Below are 15,346 nucleotides of genomic sequence, written 5' to 3'. Positions count from 1 at the left end.
ATGAATCATGATCGGTAATGGAGAAGATCCGCGCGTGGTGCTGGAACGGCTGATTGCCGAGAGGGGGGAGAATTATGCTGATCTATCCCGCCTGCTGAAGCGTAATCCGGCCTATGTTCAGCAATTCATCAAGCGCGGCACGCCCCGCAAACTGGATGAGGAGGACCGGCGGGTGCTGGCCCGCTATTTTGGCGTTGCCGAAGACCTGCTGGGTGGGCCGGGGCGCCAGGCCCCGGTGGAAAGGAAATCGCGGCCTCTGCCCGCAGTGGTGCCTGTGCCGCGCCTGTCGCTCGGGGCGTCGGCCGGACCCGGTTCGCTTGACGATGATGAGCGGGCGGCGGGCGTCATGGCTTTCGACGCGAACTGGTTGCGCCATCTGGGCGTGAAGCCTCAACGAGTCTCCATCATCCGGGTGGATGGCGAATCGATGGCGCCGACGCTTAATGATGGTGACGAGATCATGGTCGACCATGATGACGACGCGATGCGGCTGCGCGATGGGGTATATGTGCTGCGACTGGACGGCGTGCTGATGGTGAAGCGTATCGCGATGGGGCCACGCAGAGGACTGTTCAGTGTGCGCAGCGACAATGTCCATTATCCCGATTGGGTGGACATCGATCCATCGCTGGTGGCGATCGTCGGCCGGGTCGTGTGGACGGGGCGGCGGCTGGTCTAGCTTGGCGACGCATCGGCGACCTCCTATGTGCGATGGGCAAGGAGGCCCGGATTGAACGACAATGACGCGGTGATACGCAAGGCGATCGAGTGGCGTGGCGCGCCCATGGCGCTGGCAACGGTCGTATCGACATGGGGATCGGCCCCCCGGCCGCGCGGCAGCCACATGATCGTCCATCGCGACGGCCGCTTCGAAGGCAGCATTTCAGGCGGTTGTGTTGAGGCCGACGTCCTGCAACGGGCGGAGGAGGTCATTGCGGGCCGCCCGGCGCATCTCGAACGTTATGGCGTTGCCGATGATGACGCCTGGTCCGTGGGCCTTCCCTGCGGAGGCGAGATCAGCGTGCTGGTCCAGCCGGTGGAGGACGGGAGCTTCGCGCCTACGCTGTTCGACCGGATTGCTGATGCCCGCGATGAGGGGCGGTCCCTCATCCTTTCCACCGACCTTGGTACAGGCATCACCCGTGAAGCAGTGATCGAGGGCCAGTTTCACAACCGCTACGATCCGCCGCGCCAGTTGCTGATCGTGGGCGCGGTGCAGATCGCCCAGTCCTTATGCGCGCTTGCCCAGGCAATGGGCGTCAGACCCGTGGTGATCGATCCGCGCGGCCGCTTCCTGACAGAGGAACGTTTCCCCGGCGTCGAGCTGGACGACCGGTGGCCCGACGAGGCGATCGCGGCGCGCCGCCCCGGCGAAGCGACGGCAATTGTGACGCTCAGCCATGATATCAAGATCGACGATCCGGCTCTGGTCGCTGCCCTGCGCGCGCCGACCGGCTATGTCGCTGCGCTGGGGTCGCGAAAGAGCCATGCCGCGCGGTTGGAGCGCCTGTCGGCAATGGGCTTTTCCGCAGAGAAACTTGAGCGAATAGACGGCCCGGCGGGGCTCGACATCGGGGCCGTAGGGGCGGCTGAGATCGCCCTGTCCATCGCAGCGGGCATGATCGCAGGCTTCAACGCGCGTAGCTGACCGGCGTCGTCAACAGCATTTGCCGCCATTTTTCCCGCCATAGCGGGCCTCCTGCCGCTCGCGGAAAAACTCGGTAGGCGTCATGACCGGCTCGCCGGGGTGGTGCATGTGCATGTGGCGGGCATAGCCCTCATAGTCGGGAACGCCTACCATCATCATCGCCATCCGCCGCACCCTGTCGAACAAGCCGATCATTCCGCTGGCACCAGAGAGGCGGGGATTTCGCGCGCCGTCGGCGCATCGGCCCGACGTGCGGCGAGGCAGGTGCGGACGGTGAAGAACAGCAGCGAAAGCACCACCATCAGGAAGATGGCGACCAGTCCGGCGTCCACCCGGTCGTTGAAGACGATCTGCTGCATTTCGGCCATCGACTTGGCAGGGCTAAGCAACTTGCCCTCGTTCGCCGCTGCCGAGAATTTCGCCGCATGCGCCAGGAAGCCGACCTTCGCATCGGCCGAAAACAGCTTCAGCAGTCCGGCCGACAATGTGCAGACCAGCAGCCAGGCGGTCGGGATCATCGTCACCCAGGCATAGCGGTTCCGCTTCATCCGGAACAATACCACCGTCGCCAGCATCAGCGCGATCGCCGCCAGCATCTGGTTGGAGATGCCAAACACTGGCCATAGCGTGTTCACGCCGCCCAGCGGGTCCGTGACGCCCTGATAAAGGAAGAAGCCCCAGGCCGAAACCGTCAGCGCGGTGGCCACCAGCCCCGGCACGATACCCGCTGAATCCTTGAAGCGGGGCATGGCCAGCCCGATCAGGTCCTGCAACATGAAACGGCCCGCGCGCGTGCCTGCGTCAACCGCCGTCAGGATGAACAGCGCCTCGAACAATATGGCGAAATGATACCAGAAGGCTTTCATCGCTGGGCCGCCGATCACATGGGAAAAGATTTCCGCCATGGCTACGGCCAGCGTTGGCGCGCCGCCTGTGCGCGAAATGATCGTATGTTCGCCTACATCCTTGGCGGTTTGCGCGATCAGGTCGGGGGTAATAGGGAAGCCCATCGCGGTGACGGCGGCGGCCGCGCTGCTCGCGTCGGCGCCAATCACCGCCGCCGGGCTGTTCATCGTGAAATAAATGCCGGGATCGAGGATCGACGCGCCCACCAGCGCCATGATCGCGACGAACGCCTCCATCAGCATCGCGCCATAGCCGATCAGCGGCGCATCGCCCTCGCTCGCGATCAGCTTGGGTGTCGTGCCGCTGGCGATCAGGGCGTGAAATCCCGATACCGCGCCACAGGCGATGGTGATGAACAGGAAGGGGAAGAGCCCGCCCGACCAGACCGGGCCATTGCCGTTCACGAACTGCGTCACGGCATGCATTTTGAGCGGCGGCGCCATGATGACGATGCCGATGGCAAGTGCGGCGATCGCCCCGATCTTGAGAAAGGTCGACAGATAGTCGCGCGGCGCCAGCAGCAGCCAGACCGGCAACACCGATGCCACCGCGCCATAGCCGATCAGTATCCAGCACAATTGCACCGGCGTGAAGGTGAAGACCGGCCCCCATAGCGGCGATTGCGCGATGGATTGCCCATAAATGATCGCCGCCAGCAGGCCGATGAGGCCGATCAGCGACACCTCGCCAATCCGCCCCGGCCGTATCCAGCGTGTATAGGCGCCCATCAGCAGGGCAAGCGGCATCGTGGCGGCAACGGTGAACATGCCCCAAGGGCTTTCCGCTAGCGCCTTCACCACGATCAGCGCCAGCACGGCCAGGATGATCACCATGATCATGAAGGCGCCGAACAGCGCGATCGTCCCTGCGGCCTGCCCCATTTCCATGCGGATAAGCTCGCCCAGCGACTTGCCGTCGCGGCGCATGGAAATGAACAGGACCATGAAATCCTGCACCGCGCCCGCCAGCACCACGCCCGCGATGATCCAGATGGTGCCGGGCAGATACCCCATCTGCGCGGCAAGGACTGGCCCCACCAGAGGACCAGCACCCGCGATCGCCGCGAAATGATGGCCGAACAGGACCACGCGGTCGGTCGCGACATAATCAAGCCCGTCCGCTCGCCTTAGCGCGGGCGTGGGCCGTGCAGGATCGAGCCGCATCACATGCCGCGCAATGTAGAGCGCGTAATAGCGATAGGCGACCAGGAAGCTGCTGACCGCTGCAACGACGATCCAGAGCGCATTGACCGCCTCGCCCCGGGATATCGCAACCACTGACAGAGCGATCGCCCCGACTATGGCCGTCAGGATCCAGGGGATGTGCCGGGTCATCACTCTCTCTATCTTTGTTCGTGGAACGCGGCCGCCACAGTAGGGCCGCCCATTTCAAAGACAATCATTGATATGGGACGTCATGTTTCCGCCCGAACGGCCATTCGATTGCCGTGCTGGACCACAAGGCCCACCATATGATCAACGGCTGCAACAGCAGGCGCGGGCCGTGATACCACCAGCTCAAATGCACGCCGCTCAATGGAATATCGTTGAGCGCATGGTTCAGATTGGCTGGCCACACGCAAAGGGCGTAAAGGGCAAGGCCGATCCCGGCGGCCCTACGCAGTCTAGGGATATGCAATCCCGCAGCGCCCGCAATTTCCGCCACGCCGGTCAGCGCGATGATGTCAGCAGGGTGGGGGACCCAATTTGGCGTGATGGCGATGAAGCCGCCGGGCCGGGTCAGATGGGCGACGCCCGCGATCAGATAAAATAGGGACAATATCCAGCGTGACGCCGTCCTGAAGCGATCTCGCTTGCCCGTCCATCCGTCAAGATCAGAGCTGGACCTCCCCTTCATCCTCTCCATCCCAATAATGCGCCCGTTCCGCGCCGACCTTGATCATCACGAGCCCCGGCGTGTCGATGCCTTCATCGAACCAGCGGTCAAGATCGCTGTTCCAATGCGCCTTGAATGCCGCCTTGTCACGGACAAGATCGGCGCGTCCTTCTATCGCCACGAATAGTGGCCGCTGCTTCAACAACCCGGCCGAACCCTGAAACGCCAAGCCAACCTTCGGGTCGCGCTCGATATCGTGGACCATGACGGTGTTGTCGGTGGTGAAATAATAGCTGTCACCATCATAATCGACGTCGCGATTGTTGCTCATCGGCCGTGCGGCGATCTGGCCACCTTCAGCGCGAGTGGAAAGCATGGCGAAGTCGATATCCTTCATCTTCTTCGCGAGCTGCGGCAGCGAGAGGTGGGCCATCGGACACTCCTTGGTTGAGACCATGCCCAACGTCCCAATGGCGGATCGGCTCCCAGGACTCGCTATCAGCGCCATAGGAACATATAGTGAACATACCGACTCGAAAGGATCAGCCATGCGCCATGACATGCGCGCCGACATCAAATATCGTCTCTTTTTCGCGCTGAAGCCGTCCACCATCATCGCGCGGCAGACCGATCATTTGGCCGAGACACTGGGCGGCGGGGAGCGCCGCATCCGGCCGGAGCATCAGCATGTCACGCTGGCCGTGACCGCCGACTATGTCGAATATCCCTATGCGGTGATCAAGGCGTTGTTGCGGGCAGGGACTACGGTTGAAGCTGAACCTTTTGACATGAGGCTCGACCGACTAAGCTTCAGCAATCGCTCCGCCGCCCTGCGCCCTTCGCGATCCCTGCCGCTGCTCAATCAATTACAGAAGTCGATCATCGACGCGATACGGGGGGCAGGCGTGGCCTTGCGCCCCGGCTGGACCTTCAGCCCGCACCAGACGCTATTCTACAGGGATGGCCCTCCGGCGCAGCAAAGTATCGACGGCTTCCTGTGGTCGCTCGACCAGTTTGTCCTGGTTTGCAGCCATGTGGGCCGCACCCGGCACGATATTCTTGGCACCTGGACGCTTAAAGGAGACGGGCAATATGAACTGTTCTGATCCCGGCCTTGGCTGTTTGGCGAATGGGATAGCTTAATGCGTCAGCGGAAGGGGGGCGCCTGCTGCTCCGCTTTAACAGAGACCTCACCCTTCGGTGACACTCGCTAGAACGGCCGCCCGAAGTTCCGCTATGCCCATGCCCTTTTCGCTTGAGGTCGGGATAATCTCGGGATGGGCAGCGGGCCGTTTCCGGACGGCATCGCCAGTCGCCTGGATCACTTCGGCGAGATGGCTGGCCTTTACCTTGTCCGCTTTGGTCAGGACGATGCGATAACTGACGGCCGCCGCGTCCAGCATGTCGAAAATCTCATTATCGACATCCTTGATGCCATGCCGACTGTCGATCAGGACGAGTGCGCGCTTCAGCTTCGCCCGCCCGCGCAGATAGTCGTTCACCAGGAAACGCCACTGGCGCACCATATCCTTGGGCGCGCGGGCATAGCCATAACCAGGCATGTCGACGAGGCGAAAGCGCAGCGGGTCGCCGACATCGAAAAAGTTCAGTTCCTGCGTCCGTCCCGGCGTGTTCGACGTGCGGGCAAGCCCGTTGCGGCCCGTCAGCGCGTTCAGCAGGGACGATTTGCCGACGTTCGATCGGCCCGCGAACGCCACTTCATTGACCGACATGTCGGGCAGGAACTTCAAATCCGGCGCTGACTTGAGAAAGGTGATCGGCCCGGCGAACACCTTGCGCGCTTCTTCGATCAACTCTGCCTGTTCCTGCTCGTCCACTGGGATATCCGCCTTATTTCGCCGGAGCCGCGTTCAGCACGGGGTGGCGCTTGTAGAGCCACCACTGCTGCAGCATCGACAGGCAATTGTTGGTGATCCAGTAGACCAGCAGGCCCGCAGCAAACGGCGCCATGATGAACATCATCATCCACGGCATGATTGAGAAGATCTGCTGCTGCATCGGGTCCATCTGAGCCGGATTCAGCTTGAACTGCAGCCACATCGAAATGCCCAGCAGCAGCGCCAGCACGCCGATCGCCAGGAAGGACGGCGGGGTGAAGGGCAGCAGGCCGAACAGGTTGAGAATATGCAGCGGATCGGGCGCGGACAGATCCTTGATCCACAGCACGAAGGGCTGATGACGCATTTCGATCGTCAGCTGCAACACCTTGTACAGCGCGAAGAAGATCGGGATCTGGATGAAGATGGGCAGACAGCCGGCGAGCGGGTTCACCTTCTCGCGCTTGTACAGCTCCATCATCTCCTGCTGGAGCTTGGGCTTGTCGTCCTTATACTTCTCCTGCAACGCCTTCATCTTGGGCTGCACCGCGCGCATCGCCGCCATGCTGGCGAACTGGCGCTGGGCGACGGGGAACATCAGCGCGCGGACCACGAAGGTCAGGCAGATGATGGCCACGCCGAAATTGCCGATATGTTCGAACAGCCAGTGCAGCAGCGCGAAGATCGGCTTTTCGAACCAGTAGAACCAGCCCCAGTCGATAGCCCGGTCGAACAGCGGAATGCCCGCATCCTGATAGGCTTCGAGCGTCTTCACTTCCTTCGCGCCCACGAACAGGCGCACCGTCTGGGTGACGGCCTTGCCCGGCGCCAGCATGGTCGGAGCCAGGCTGTAGTCGGCCTGATATTGCGTGCCGGCACCCTTACGGAATTGACCCTCAAATGCTGCCTTCTGGTCGGGGACCAGTGCCGACAGCCAATATTTGTCGGTGAAGCCCAGCCAGCCGCCTGTGGACTGGAAGCTCTGGCTGGAAGGACCCTTGTTCAGGTCTTTGTAGTTCACATCATAGTTGGCAGCGCCGTTGAACACGCCCATCGGGCCGACATGGATGGTCCAGGTGTCCGGGTCCTTGGGGATGCCGGTGCGGTTGATGTAACCATAAGGCTTCACCCCGACCACGCCAGTGCCGCTGTTCACGACCTTCTGCTGCGCGGTGATCATGTAATTATCATCCACCGACAGGCGGATTTCGAAGGCCTGGCCCGCACCATTGTCCCACCGCAGGGTCACGGGGTTGGTCGGGGTCAGTTCCTTCGCATCGGACGTCCATACGGTGTTCGCGTCAGGGGCCTTCAACCCTTCGCCTTGCCAGCCGAAGCCAGCAAAAAAGGCGTCGCTCGTGCCCGAAGGGCTGTAGAGCCGGATCGCGGGCGAATTTTTCGCTATCGTTTCGCCATAGGTAGGCAGCACGATATCGTCGATGCGCGCGCCCTTCAGGTTGATGGAGCCGATCAGCTTGGGCGTGCGGATCGCGACGCGCGGGCTTTCTTTCAGAACCAGCGTGCGATCACGAGTCGCGGATGGACTGCTCGCTACCGGGCTTGATCCCTGCGCCACCGGCGTGGTCTTGCCCCCTTCGATCTTCGTCGCGGGCGGGTTCGCGGCAGGGAAGAAATGCTTGGCAATATAGGGCCAGCCGAACAGGATCGCTGCGGTCAGTAGCACCGCCAGAACAATATTCTTCTTGTCGTCCACGCTTGTCGGCTCCGCCGTGTCTTGTGAAAATTCGTATCAGGGGACCGGGTCGTAGCCCGAACCGCCCCAAGGATGGCATCGCATTAGCCGCTTCGTGGCGAGCCAGCTACCCTTCACCGCACCATATTTGCGGATGGCTTCTATGGCATATTGCGAACAGGACGGCGCATAACGGCAGCTGGGGGGCAATATGCGCGAAGGGCCAAGCTGCCAGAAGCGCGCAATCAGGATAAGCAGACGAGCGATCATTGCTACTGAGCGCCCTGTTCGCGGGAAGGTTTCTTTCGCGGAGGCCCTCGATGGGTGCCAGCAGGGCGGCTCATCACCTTGCCCAGAGCCTTTTCCAGTTCCGACCGGAGCAACGCAAAGTCGCGCTCGATACCTTCGGAACGGCCGATCAGCACATGGTCCGCGCCCGCGACTCCGTGGATAGGCAACAAATCCCGCGCCAAGACGCGAAAACGGCGCTTCATCCGGTTGCGGATGACAGCGCCGCCAATCTTTTTCGTAACCGTGATGCCGATACGCATCGCCGGATCGCCATCGCCACGTTCGCGCACCAGCAGGACAAAGCCCGGCATCGGCGCGCGCCGCCCACGATTCGCCGCCAGAAAATCAGCGCGCCGCCTCATCATGGCTGGCGCGCGATCCGGCGGCGCGTCGTTCAGGCGCTCAGGCTCTTGCGGCCCCGCGAACGGCGGGCGCGGATCACATTGCGGCCGCCGGGGGTCGCCATGCGAGCGCGGAAACCGTGACGGCGCTTCCGAACCAGATTGCTCGGCTGATAGGTGCGCTTCATCGTTCATTCCTCAAGCAAAACGTCAAAATCGGGCGTGACAAAAAAGGGCCGCCGATGGGCGACCGCATGTCAGGGGGCGTCCGATAGGCAAAAGCTGTAGATGAGTCAATGGCGGAGGAGGAGGGATATGCTCAACATGTTCCCTCTCCCCTTCAGGGGAGAGGGCTAGGGAGAGGGGGGCAACGGATGTGCTGTGCGTTCCCCTCTCCCGCCTTCGCTACGCTCGGCACCCTCTCCCCTGAAGGGGAGAGGGAGAAGGTCGCCCACTACTTCGCCCGTACCGCCGCTACCGCTTGCTTGAGCGCATCATAACCGACCGCGCCGTTCAGCACCTGATCACCTACGACGAAGGTCGGCGTCCCCGTAGCGCGCAGCTTTTGCGCCAGCGCGATGTTCGACTGGATTTCACCATCATATTTGCTGTTGGCCATGGCCGCCTCCGCAGCCTTGCCGTCTATCCCGACCTTGGCGGCGGCGCCCAATATGGTGTCTCGCGTGACCTTCCCGCTCGCATACAGCGCCCGATGGAAAGGCATATACTGGCCCTTTTCCGCCGCCAGCAGCGACACCTTGGCCGCATCGGCGCTCTCGTCGGACAGGATCGGCAATTCACGATAGACGACCTTCACCCCCTTGTCCTCGCCCACCAGCTTGGCGAGGTCGGGCAGGGACGCGCGGCAATAGCCGCATGCGTAATCGAAGAATTCGACCACCGTGACATCCCCGTTGGCCGCGCCTTCCCACGCGCCCGCATAGGGTGTTTCGATCGCCTTGCGGCTTTCGCCGATGCTGTCCGACACGCGTTTCGCCTGCAGCCGCTCGACCGCTTCGGGAATGATTTCCGGATGCTCCAGAATATAGTCGCGCACGATCTTCTCGATCGCGGCCTTGTCTCCGGCGGCGACGCTGCCGCTACTCTGCATGCCTAGAGCCGCGCCAGCGGCAGTGGCCGCGATGAAGGCGAGGGCGCCAATGGTCATCTGGATGGTCCTGTTGGAAAGAGCGGCGCGAATGCCGGGTCGAGAGGTTTCGGTCATTTCTTCTTTCGCTTCTGCTCGACGGCTGCGCGGGAGACCATGGCGATATCCTGTGCCCGCAGATAGTCAACCGTGCCGGGCTTCAATCCCTGCATGGCCGCGTCCGCGCTGCGCAGCGCCATCTGGTCGTCGCCCATCAGGGCATAGCGTTCCGCCGTGGCCAGCGCCGCGCGGGGCGTGTCACCACGCCGTTCATAGACGACGCCGAGCTGATACCAGGCGAAGGGATTTTCCCGGTCGCGCGCCACAGCATTACGCAGCACCTGTTCGGCTTCGGCGAAGTTCTTGTCATCCTCCGTAGCGATGAGCGCATGGCCCAGCATCGTGGCGATCAAGGGCTGCTGCGTCAGTTGCACGGCCTCGCGCAGCGGGGGGATGGCGTCGGCGGGCTTGCCGCTTTCCAGCAGCACCTGACCCTTGAGTTCCAGGAAATAAGGGTCATGCGGCTGCGCTGTCAGAAGGGCGTTCACCTCGGCGATCGACTTGTCGGGATAGGCGCTTTTATGCCACGCGTAAGCGCGCGCATAATGCGCAGGGAGAGACTGATCACTCTCGGGATATTTGATCAGCGTTTGCGTGGGTTCGGAAACGAAGCCGACCAGCTTGGCCTTGATGCGTTCGAACCGGGCTTCCAGCTTCGGATCGATCGGTTTGTCCCAAGCGGGATCGACCGTATACACTTCCCGCAGAACATTGATGCGTTCGCCGGACAGCGGATGCGTGCGGCCGTAGCTATCCTCCTGCGGGATCGCGAGACGATATTCCTGGTTCTGTAACTTCTTGAAGAATTCCAGGCTGCCCTTGCCCGATAAGCCCGCCTTGCTCAAATAGCGCGCACCGGCAAGGTCGGCCGAGCTTTCCTGCGCGCGCGAAAAGGCGAGATATTTGCCCATCGCCGCTTGCTGGCCCATGCCCAATATGCCCATGCCCGCTTCCGCGCCGCCTGCCGCAATCGCAGCGGCGCCCAGGACAAGGCTGAGCAGGGTGATGCCGGTCGCCGCCTTCATGCCTTCCGAGGACCGGATGATATGGCCGCCCTCGATATGGCCGAGTTCGTGCGCGACGACCCCTTGCAGCTGGTTCACATTGTCTGCGGCGGCGATCAGGCCGCTATGAACCCAGACATATTGTCCGCCCGCGACGAAGGCGTTGATTTCCGGATCGTTGAGAACCAGCACCTGGACATTGCGCGGTTCCATCCCCGCCGCGCTGACGAGCGGCCCCGACATGTCCGCCATGAAAGCTTCGGTTTCGGCGTCGCGCAGAATCTGTTGCGCCAGCGCGGGCTGGACGATGAATGCCAGCGACGCAGCAGCAATCGCGGCGGCGCGCAGCCAGCGGCGCATCATGGCCGATCACCATGGAGCAGGTAAGAACGCAGCATGTCCGCCCGCCTGCCAGCATCGCCATGAACTTCGCCTGAAGCGAGAACGCCGCCACCTTTCCGGAAAACCGGCAAGGCGGCGGCGTTGCTCATCGGGCGGACGTCCTTACTGACCGAAGGTGCGCTGCCACCATCCACGGCGCGGTGCGCTCTCGTCGTCGTTCGTCTCTTCGCCATCAGCCGTCGAGACCGCGCTCTCACCAGCAGGAGCTGCTGCTGGTGCGCCAGCTTCCGGCGCGACGGCTCCTGCGATCGCGGGAGCCTCCGCCGCGTCCTGGGCAATGGCCTCAACCTTCTTGCGCCGCGTGCGCTTGGGCTTGGCGGGTGCCTCGGCTTCCGGTTCCACGCTCACAACCGGTTCGGCAGGCGCTTCGGGAGCGGCCTCTGCCTTCTTGCGCCGCGTGCGCTTGGGCTTGGCGGGCGCTTCCTCGGCCGCCGCTTCGACCGGAGCCTCGGGGGCCTCCACGGGCGCTTCTACGGCTTCCTTTGCCTTGCGAGCACGGGGGCGACGGCGCGTCTTTGGCGCCTCTTCCTCCGCGGGCGCTTCAGGCGCTGCTTCTGCTACCGTCTCGGCCACAGCCTCAACAGCGGTGGGCTCGGAAGCCTCGACGGCTTCGTTCGCAGCCTCGTCGGCAACCGCTTCGCCCTCGCGACGACGGCGTCCGCCCCGGCGACCGCGACGGCCACGACGGCGACCGGCCTCTTCGCCTTCGCCATGGGTGTCGACAGCCTGTTCTTCGCTCTCTTCGTCAGCCGATTCGGCTTCTTCGCCAGTTTCGTCGCCGGAACCAGCGGCAGCTTCCGCTTCACCCTCGGCGTGATGCTCATCACGCTGGCCGCCACGACGGCGACGACGGCGACGACGACGGCGGCCGCCTTCGCGATCCTCGCCCCGGTCGCCGCGCTCTTCGCGCTCAGCGGCCTCGACTTCCTCGATTTCCTCTTCTTCCAGCTCCTCGACGATATCGAGGTCGTCCTCTTCCTCGACGATCGGAGCATAGCTCACCACCCGTTCCGGACGCGGGCCGCTGGCTTCCACCGACATGCGCGCGCCTTCGACCTCGCCATCGGGCAGGATGGCGATCGTCACGCCATAGCGCTGCTCGATCTCGTCCAGCTCGCGGCGCTTGTTGTTGAGGACATAGAAGGCTGCTTCCTGGCTTGCGCGCAGCGTGACCAGGTTGCCGCGACCACGCGCCGCTTCCTCTTCCAGCATGCGCAGTGCCGATAGGCCCGCCGACGACGCCGTGCGGACAAGGCCGGTGCCTTCGCAATGCGGGCACTGGCGGGTCGATGCTTCCAGCACGCCGGTGCGCAGGCGCTGGCGGCTCATTTCCATCAGGCCAAAGCCGGAGATGCGGCCGACCTGAATACGGGCGCGATCGTCCTTCAGCGCCTCCTTCATCGCCTTCTCGACCTTACGGATGTTGGAGTTCATCTCCATGTCGATAAAGTCGATGACGACTAGACCTGCCATGTCGCGCAGGCGCAACTGGCGAGCGATTTCGCGCGCCGCCTCAAGGTTGGTGGCGACGGCGGTCTGCTCGATGCCATGCTCACGCGTCGACCGGCCGGAGTTGATGTCGATCGATACCAAGGCTTCGGTCGGGTTGATGACGAGGTAGCCACCCGATTTCAGCTGCACGACCGGATTGTACATCGCCGCCAGCTGATCCTCGACGCCTGCCCGCTGGAACAACGACACGGCGTCGGCATATTGCTGCACCCGGCGCGCATGGCTGGGCATCAGCAGCTTCATGAAGTCCTTGGCGGCCTTATAGCCATATTCGCCCTCAACGATGACCTCTTCGATATCCTTGTTGTAGATATCGCGGATCGCGCGCTTGATGAGGTCGCTGTCATTGTGGATCAGCGCGGGCGCTTCGGACTTCAGCGTCTTTTCGCGAATCTCGTCCCACAGGCGGGCCAGATAGTCGAAGTCGCGCTTGATCTCCGGCTTGGTGCGCTGAAGGCCAGCGGTGCGGACGATGCAGCCCATGGTCGAGGGCAGGTTCATCTCCGCGACGATCGTCTTCAGCCGCTTGCGATCGGCGGCGTTGCTGATCTTGCGCGAAATCCCGCCGCCATGCGATGTGTTGGGCATCAACACGCAATAGCGACCGGCCAGCGACAGATAGGTGGTAAGGGCCGCGCCCTTGTTGCCGCGCTCTTCCTTGACGACCTGCACCAGCAGCACCTGACGGCGCTTGATGACGTCCTGAATCTTGTAGCGGCGGCGCAGAGCCATGCGCTTGCGGCGCAGTTCGTCGGCGGCTTCATCGCCACCGCGTTTCCGACGGCCACCCTTTGCAGCGCCTTCACCGCTTTCGGCGGCTTCGCCCTCATCCTCTTCATGATGCGTGGCTTCGACCAGCTCCAGCCCATCATCGCCATGATGATCATCGTCATCCTCGAAATCGGCACGCAGCGCGGCCTCTTCCTCGGCATGCTCGCGCTCTTCGCGCAGCAGCGCCTCGCGGTCTTCGCGCGGAATCTGGTAATAATCGGGATGGATTTCGCTGAACGCCAGGAAGCCGTGGCGATTGCCGCCATAATCGACGAACGCCGCCTGGAGCGAGGGTTCTACACGAGTAACCTTGGCGAGGTAGATATTGCCTTTGAGCTGCTTGTGCTCGGCCGATTCGAAATCAAACTCCTCGATCCGGTTACCTTTGACGACCGCGACCCGGGTCTCTTCCCGGTGGCGCGCATCGATCAGCATACGCATTGTCATTTATTATTCTCCGGCGAAGGCGGCCTGCGGCACTGGGCCGGGCTGCCACGCGATAGTGAAGGGACGAATGCAGTCGCGCCGCCAGCGGCGCGGGTGTTGCTATCGTCCGGTTTGACAGGAAAAACTGCGCTTCTGCTGCATCGGCAGGGCCGGGCAAATCGCCGGTCCGCTCCATCCACGCCGCATCGCCCGCTATCGGGCTCAGCGTGGAATGGAAATCATGCCTCATGCAGCGTCAACCTGTTCGTCGCATCGGGTCTCAAGCGCCTTGGCGCCCGCCGATGCTGCCGTGAAAGTTCCTGATGAAGAAACGGGCCTAATGTGGGCGTTTCTTTCAGGAATGTGAATGGGTAGCAGCCTAAGGCCAGCCTAGCAACGTCCCCCGCAAAATTGTTTGGTCCAGGACGAATGCTGCCATTCCTGCGTTTAATCGCCCAACATGGTGAAGCAAAGGTAAACGCAGGGTCGAATGGCCGCCGCAGAAATGGGGCTGGACGGCATGGGGCGGTGCGGGGCACAAGCGCGCCATGCTGCACGCCCTTGCCCTGGCAACTGCTTTTCTGGCCGGTCCTCAGGGGACGGAGCGCATCAGCTACGACAAGCCAGCGTCTATGGCGCCCCGTCCGGCCAAGCGACTGCACAGCATCACCGTGCCGATCCCGCCGGTTGCGCGCGGTCTCTCGCTGCCAAGGGTGGAAGGATCAGCCGACGCGTCACGCCCGTTGATCGTCATAGATGCGGGGCATGGCGGGCATGATCCCGGCGCGATCAACGCGGAAACCGGCGAGCGCGAAAAGGATCTGACGCTCGCGATCGCGCAGGCGATCCGGGATCAGCTGGTGAAGTCGGGCCGTCTCCGCGTCGCGCTGACAAGGGATGACGACCGCTTTCTGGTCCTGCAGGAACGTTATGGCATCGCGCGGAAGATGAATGCGGACCTTTTCATTTCCGTCCATGCCGATTCGGCGGACAATCATGAGGCGCGGGGCGCGACGGTCTACACCCTGTCGGAAGTGGCATCGGATCGGGAAGCGGCGCGGCTGGCGGCGCGGGAGAACAGGGCGGACGTTCTGAACGGCGTTAATCTGGGCGGGCAGACTGATCAGGTGTCGTCAATCCTGATCGACCTGACGCAGCGCGAAACAATGAAGGAATCGGCGAATTTCGCCCGCCTTCTTCACCGGGAGGGGGCGCCGTTCCTGCCCTTCCGCACTACGTTCCACCGCTATGCTTCACTCATGGTTTTGAAGGCGCCGGACACGCCGTCGGTCCTGTTCGAAACCGGCTATCTCAGCAATGCCGAGGATGCCGCCTTCCTGGCCTCACCGGAGGGCCGCAGCCGCATCGCGAAGGGCGTTGCCAAGGCCGTCGAGATATATTTCGCCCGCAAGCTGCCCCTCGGCGGCGGCTGACCGCGGCGCGGCCCGACGATCCGCACTGGCGCTGGCCG

At 62.9% G+C, this 15,346-nt stretch carries 16 protein-coding genes and 1 pseudogene; 4 read left to right on the top strand and 13 right to left on the bottom strand.

Annotated elements, in window-relative coordinates:
• The first annotated feature begins 7 nt into the window (after positions 1-7).
• Entirely contained in the window at positions 8-679 is a 672-nt protein-coding gene (locus tag ACZ5TH_RS09515; protein ID WP_464793739.1) for a S24 family peptidase, read from the top strand.
• A 51-nt stretch (positions 680-730) separates the two neighbouring features.
• Positions 731-1,648 carry an XdhC family protein gene (locus ACZ5TH_RS09510; protein ID WP_464793738.1) on the top strand — a complete coding sequence of 306 codons (918 nt, stop codon included), beginning with the start codon at positions 731-733 and terminating at the stop codon, positions 1,646-1,648.
• 9 nt (positions 1,649-1,657) lie between these two features.
• On the opposite strand, the gene ACZ5TH_RS09505 is transcribed toward ACZ5TH_RS09510, so the two are convergent.
• The 4 genes from ACZ5TH_RS09505 to ACZ5TH_RS09490 all read right to left on the bottom strand — a co-directional run bounded on the left by ACZ5TH_RS09505 (position 1,658) and on the right by ACZ5TH_RS09490 (position 4,823).
• Positions 1,658-1,843 (bottom strand): YbdD/YjiX family protein, encoded by a 186-nt coding sequence (locus ACZ5TH_RS09505; RefSeq protein WP_464793737.1) that lies wholly within the window; start codon positions 1,841-1,843, stop codon positions 1,658-1,660.
• The gene (locus tag ACZ5TH_RS09500; protein ID WP_464793736.1) at positions 1,840-3,888 is read right to left on the bottom strand and encodes a carbon starvation CstA family protein; all 2,049 of its coding nucleotides are present in this window, start codon (positions 3,886-3,888) and stop codon (positions 1,840-1,842) included. Before ACZ5TH_RS09500 ends, ACZ5TH_RS09505 begins: the two co-directional genes overlap by 4 nt.
• 64 nt (positions 3,889-3,952) lie before the next feature.
• Positions 3,953-4,411, bottom strand: a complete 459-nt coding sequence (locus ACZ5TH_RS09495; RefSeq protein WP_464793735.1) for a DoxX family protein — start codon at positions 4,409-4,411, stop codon at positions 3,953-3,955.
• Positions 4,389-4,823 carry a pyridoxamine 5'-phosphate oxidase family protein gene (locus ACZ5TH_RS09490; RefSeq protein ID WP_464793734.1) on the bottom strand — a complete coding sequence of 145 codons (435 nt, stop codon included), beginning with the start codon at positions 4,821-4,823 and terminating at the stop codon, positions 4,389-4,391. Before ACZ5TH_RS09490 ends, ACZ5TH_RS09495 begins: the two co-directional genes overlap by 23 nt.
• Before the next feature lie 115 nt (positions 4,824-4,938).
• Here ACZ5TH_RS09490 and ACZ5TH_RS09485 point away from each other — a divergent pair, with 115 nt between their 5' ends.
• Positions 4,939-5,496 (top strand): 2'-5' RNA ligase family protein, encoded by a 558-nt coding sequence (locus tag ACZ5TH_RS09485; protein ID WP_464793733.1) that lies wholly within the window; start codon positions 4,939-4,941, stop codon positions 5,494-5,496.
• A gap of 84 nt (positions 5,497-5,580) precedes the next feature.
• Here the strand turns inward: ACZ5TH_RS09485 and yihA are convergent, their stop codons facing one another.
• From yihA to ACZ5TH_RS09440, 9 genes are all read right to left on the bottom strand, one after another.
• The gene (gene yihA / locus ACZ5TH_RS09480; protein WP_460986789.1) at positions 5,581-6,228 is read right to left on the bottom strand and encodes a ribosome biogenesis GTP-binding protein YihA/YsxC; all 648 of its coding nucleotides are present in this window, start codon (positions 6,226-6,228) and stop codon (positions 5,581-5,583) included.
• 13 nt (positions 6,229-6,241) lie between these two features.
• Entirely contained in the window at positions 6,242-7,942 is a 1,701-nt protein-coding gene (gene yidC, locus ACZ5TH_RS09475; protein ID WP_464793732.1) for a membrane protein insertase YidC, read from the bottom strand.
• Between the two features lie 36 nt (positions 7,943-7,978).
• Entirely contained in the window at positions 7,979-8,191 is a 213-nt protein-coding gene (gene yidD / locus ACZ5TH_RS09470) for a membrane protein insertion efficiency factor YidD (protein WP_066526720.1), read from the bottom strand.
• 2 nt (positions 8,192-8,193) lie between these two features.
• Positions 8,194-8,574 carry a ribonuclease P protein component gene (gene rnpA / locus ACZ5TH_RS09465; protein ID WP_464793731.1) on the bottom strand — a complete coding sequence of 127 codons (381 nt, stop codon included), beginning with the start codon at positions 8,572-8,574 and terminating at the stop codon, positions 8,194-8,196.
• Positions 8,575-8,606: 32 nt separating this feature from the next.
• Positions 8,607-8,741 carry a 50S ribosomal protein L34 gene (gene rpmH, locus ACZ5TH_RS09460; RefSeq protein ID WP_013848777.1) on the bottom strand — a complete coding sequence of 45 codons (135 nt, stop codon included), beginning with the start codon at positions 8,739-8,741 and terminating at the stop codon, positions 8,607-8,609.
• A gap of 266 nt (positions 8,742-9,007) precedes the next feature.
• Positions 9,008-9,778 (bottom strand): DsbA family protein, encoded by a 771-nt coding sequence (locus ACZ5TH_RS09455; RefSeq protein WP_449474159.1) that lies wholly within the window; start codon positions 9,776-9,778, stop codon positions 9,008-9,010.
• On the bottom strand, positions 9,775-11,124 hold the full coding sequence (locus ACZ5TH_RS09450) for a M48 family metalloprotease (RefSeq protein ID WP_464795087.1): 1,350 nt from the start codon (positions 11,122-11,124) through the stop codon (positions 9,775-9,777). Before ACZ5TH_RS09450 ends, ACZ5TH_RS09455 begins: the two co-directional genes overlap by 4 nt.
• Positions 11,124-11,255, bottom strand: coding sequence for a hypothetical protein (locus tag ACZ5TH_RS09445; RefSeq protein ID WP_464793730.1), 132 nt, complete (start codon positions 11,253-11,255; stop codon positions 11,124-11,126). The genes ACZ5TH_RS09450 and ACZ5TH_RS09445 overlap by 1 nt, the downstream gene beginning before the upstream one ends.
• Positions 11,256-11,268: 13 nt before the next feature.
• Positions 11,269-13,896 (bottom strand): Rne/Rng family ribonuclease, encoded by a 2,628-nt coding sequence (locus tag ACZ5TH_RS09440; RefSeq protein ID WP_464793729.1) that lies wholly within the window; start codon positions 13,894-13,896, stop codon positions 11,269-11,271.
• 593 nt (positions 13,897-14,489) lie between these two features.
• On the opposite strand from ACZ5TH_RS09440, the pseudogene ACZ5TH_RS09435 reads away from it, so the two are divergent.
• A pseudogene (locus ACZ5TH_RS09435) lies at positions 14,490-15,308 on the top strand (N-acetylmuramoyl-L-alanine amidase family protein); the annotation flags it as partial.
• Positions 15,309-15,346 lie beyond the last annotated feature (38 nt).

Source organism: Sphingobium sp. TomTYG73, from assembly GCF_055394245.1.
The sequence above is the reverse complement of the archived record's forward strand: the minus strand, read 5'-3'. Positions and strand labels throughout refer to the sequence as shown.

What these genes read in the sequence shown, in the direction of transcription:
- ACZ5TH_RS09505 (WP_464793737.1), bottom strand. Translation starts at nt 1,843, where the DNA reads ATGATCGGCTTGTTCGACAGGGTGCGGCGGATGGCGATGATGATGGTA.
- yidD (WP_066526720.1), bottom strand. Translation starts at nt 8,191, where the DNA reads ATGATCGCTCGTCTGCTTATCCTGATTGCGCGCTTCTGGCAGCTTGGC.
- ACZ5TH_RS09485 (WP_464793733.1), top strand. Translation starts at nt 4,939, where the DNA reads ATGCGCCATGACATGCGCGCCGACATCAAATATCGTCTCTTTTTCGCG.
- ACZ5TH_RS09490 (WP_464793734.1), bottom strand. Translation starts at nt 4,823, where the DNA reads ATGGCCCACCTCTCGCTGCCGCAGCTCGCGAAGAAGATGAAGGATATC.
- ACZ5TH_RS09495 (WP_464793735.1), bottom strand. Translation starts at nt 4,411, where the DNA reads ATGAAGGGGAGGTCCAGCTCTGATCTTGACGGATGGACGGGCAAGCGA.
- rpmH (WP_013848777.1), bottom strand. Translation starts at nt 8,741, where the DNA reads ATGAAGCGCACCTATCAGCCGAGCAATCTGGTTCGGAAGCGCCGTCAC.
- ACZ5TH_RS09515 (WP_464793739.1), top strand. Translation starts at nt 8, where the DNA reads ATGATCGGTAATGGAGAAGATCCGCGCGTGGTGCTGGAACGGCTGATT.
- ACZ5TH_RS09450 (WP_464795087.1), bottom strand. Translation starts at nt 11,124, where the DNA reads ATGCGCCGCTGGCTGCGCGCCGCCGCGATTGCTGCTGCGTCGCTGGCA.
- rnpA (WP_464793731.1), bottom strand. Translation starts at nt 8,574, where the DNA reads ATGAGGCGGCGCGCTGATTTTCTGGCGGCGAATCGTGGGCGGCGCGCG.
- ACZ5TH_RS09440 (WP_464793729.1), bottom strand. Translation starts at nt 13,896, where the DNA reads ATGACAATGCGTATGCTGATCGATGCGCGCCACCGGGAAGAGACCCGG.
- ACZ5TH_RS09500 (WP_464793736.1), bottom strand. Translation starts at nt 3,888, where the DNA reads ATGACCCGGCACATCCCCTGGATCCTGACGGCCATAGTCGGGGCGATC.
- ACZ5TH_RS09455 (WP_449474159.1), bottom strand. Translation starts at nt 9,778, where the DNA reads ATGACCGAAACCTCTCGACCCGGCATTCGCGCCGCTCTTTCCAACAGG.
- ACZ5TH_RS09445 (WP_464793730.1), bottom strand. Translation starts at nt 11,255, where the DNA reads ATGAGCAACGCCGCCGCCTTGCCGGTTTTCCGGAAAGGTGGCGGCGTT.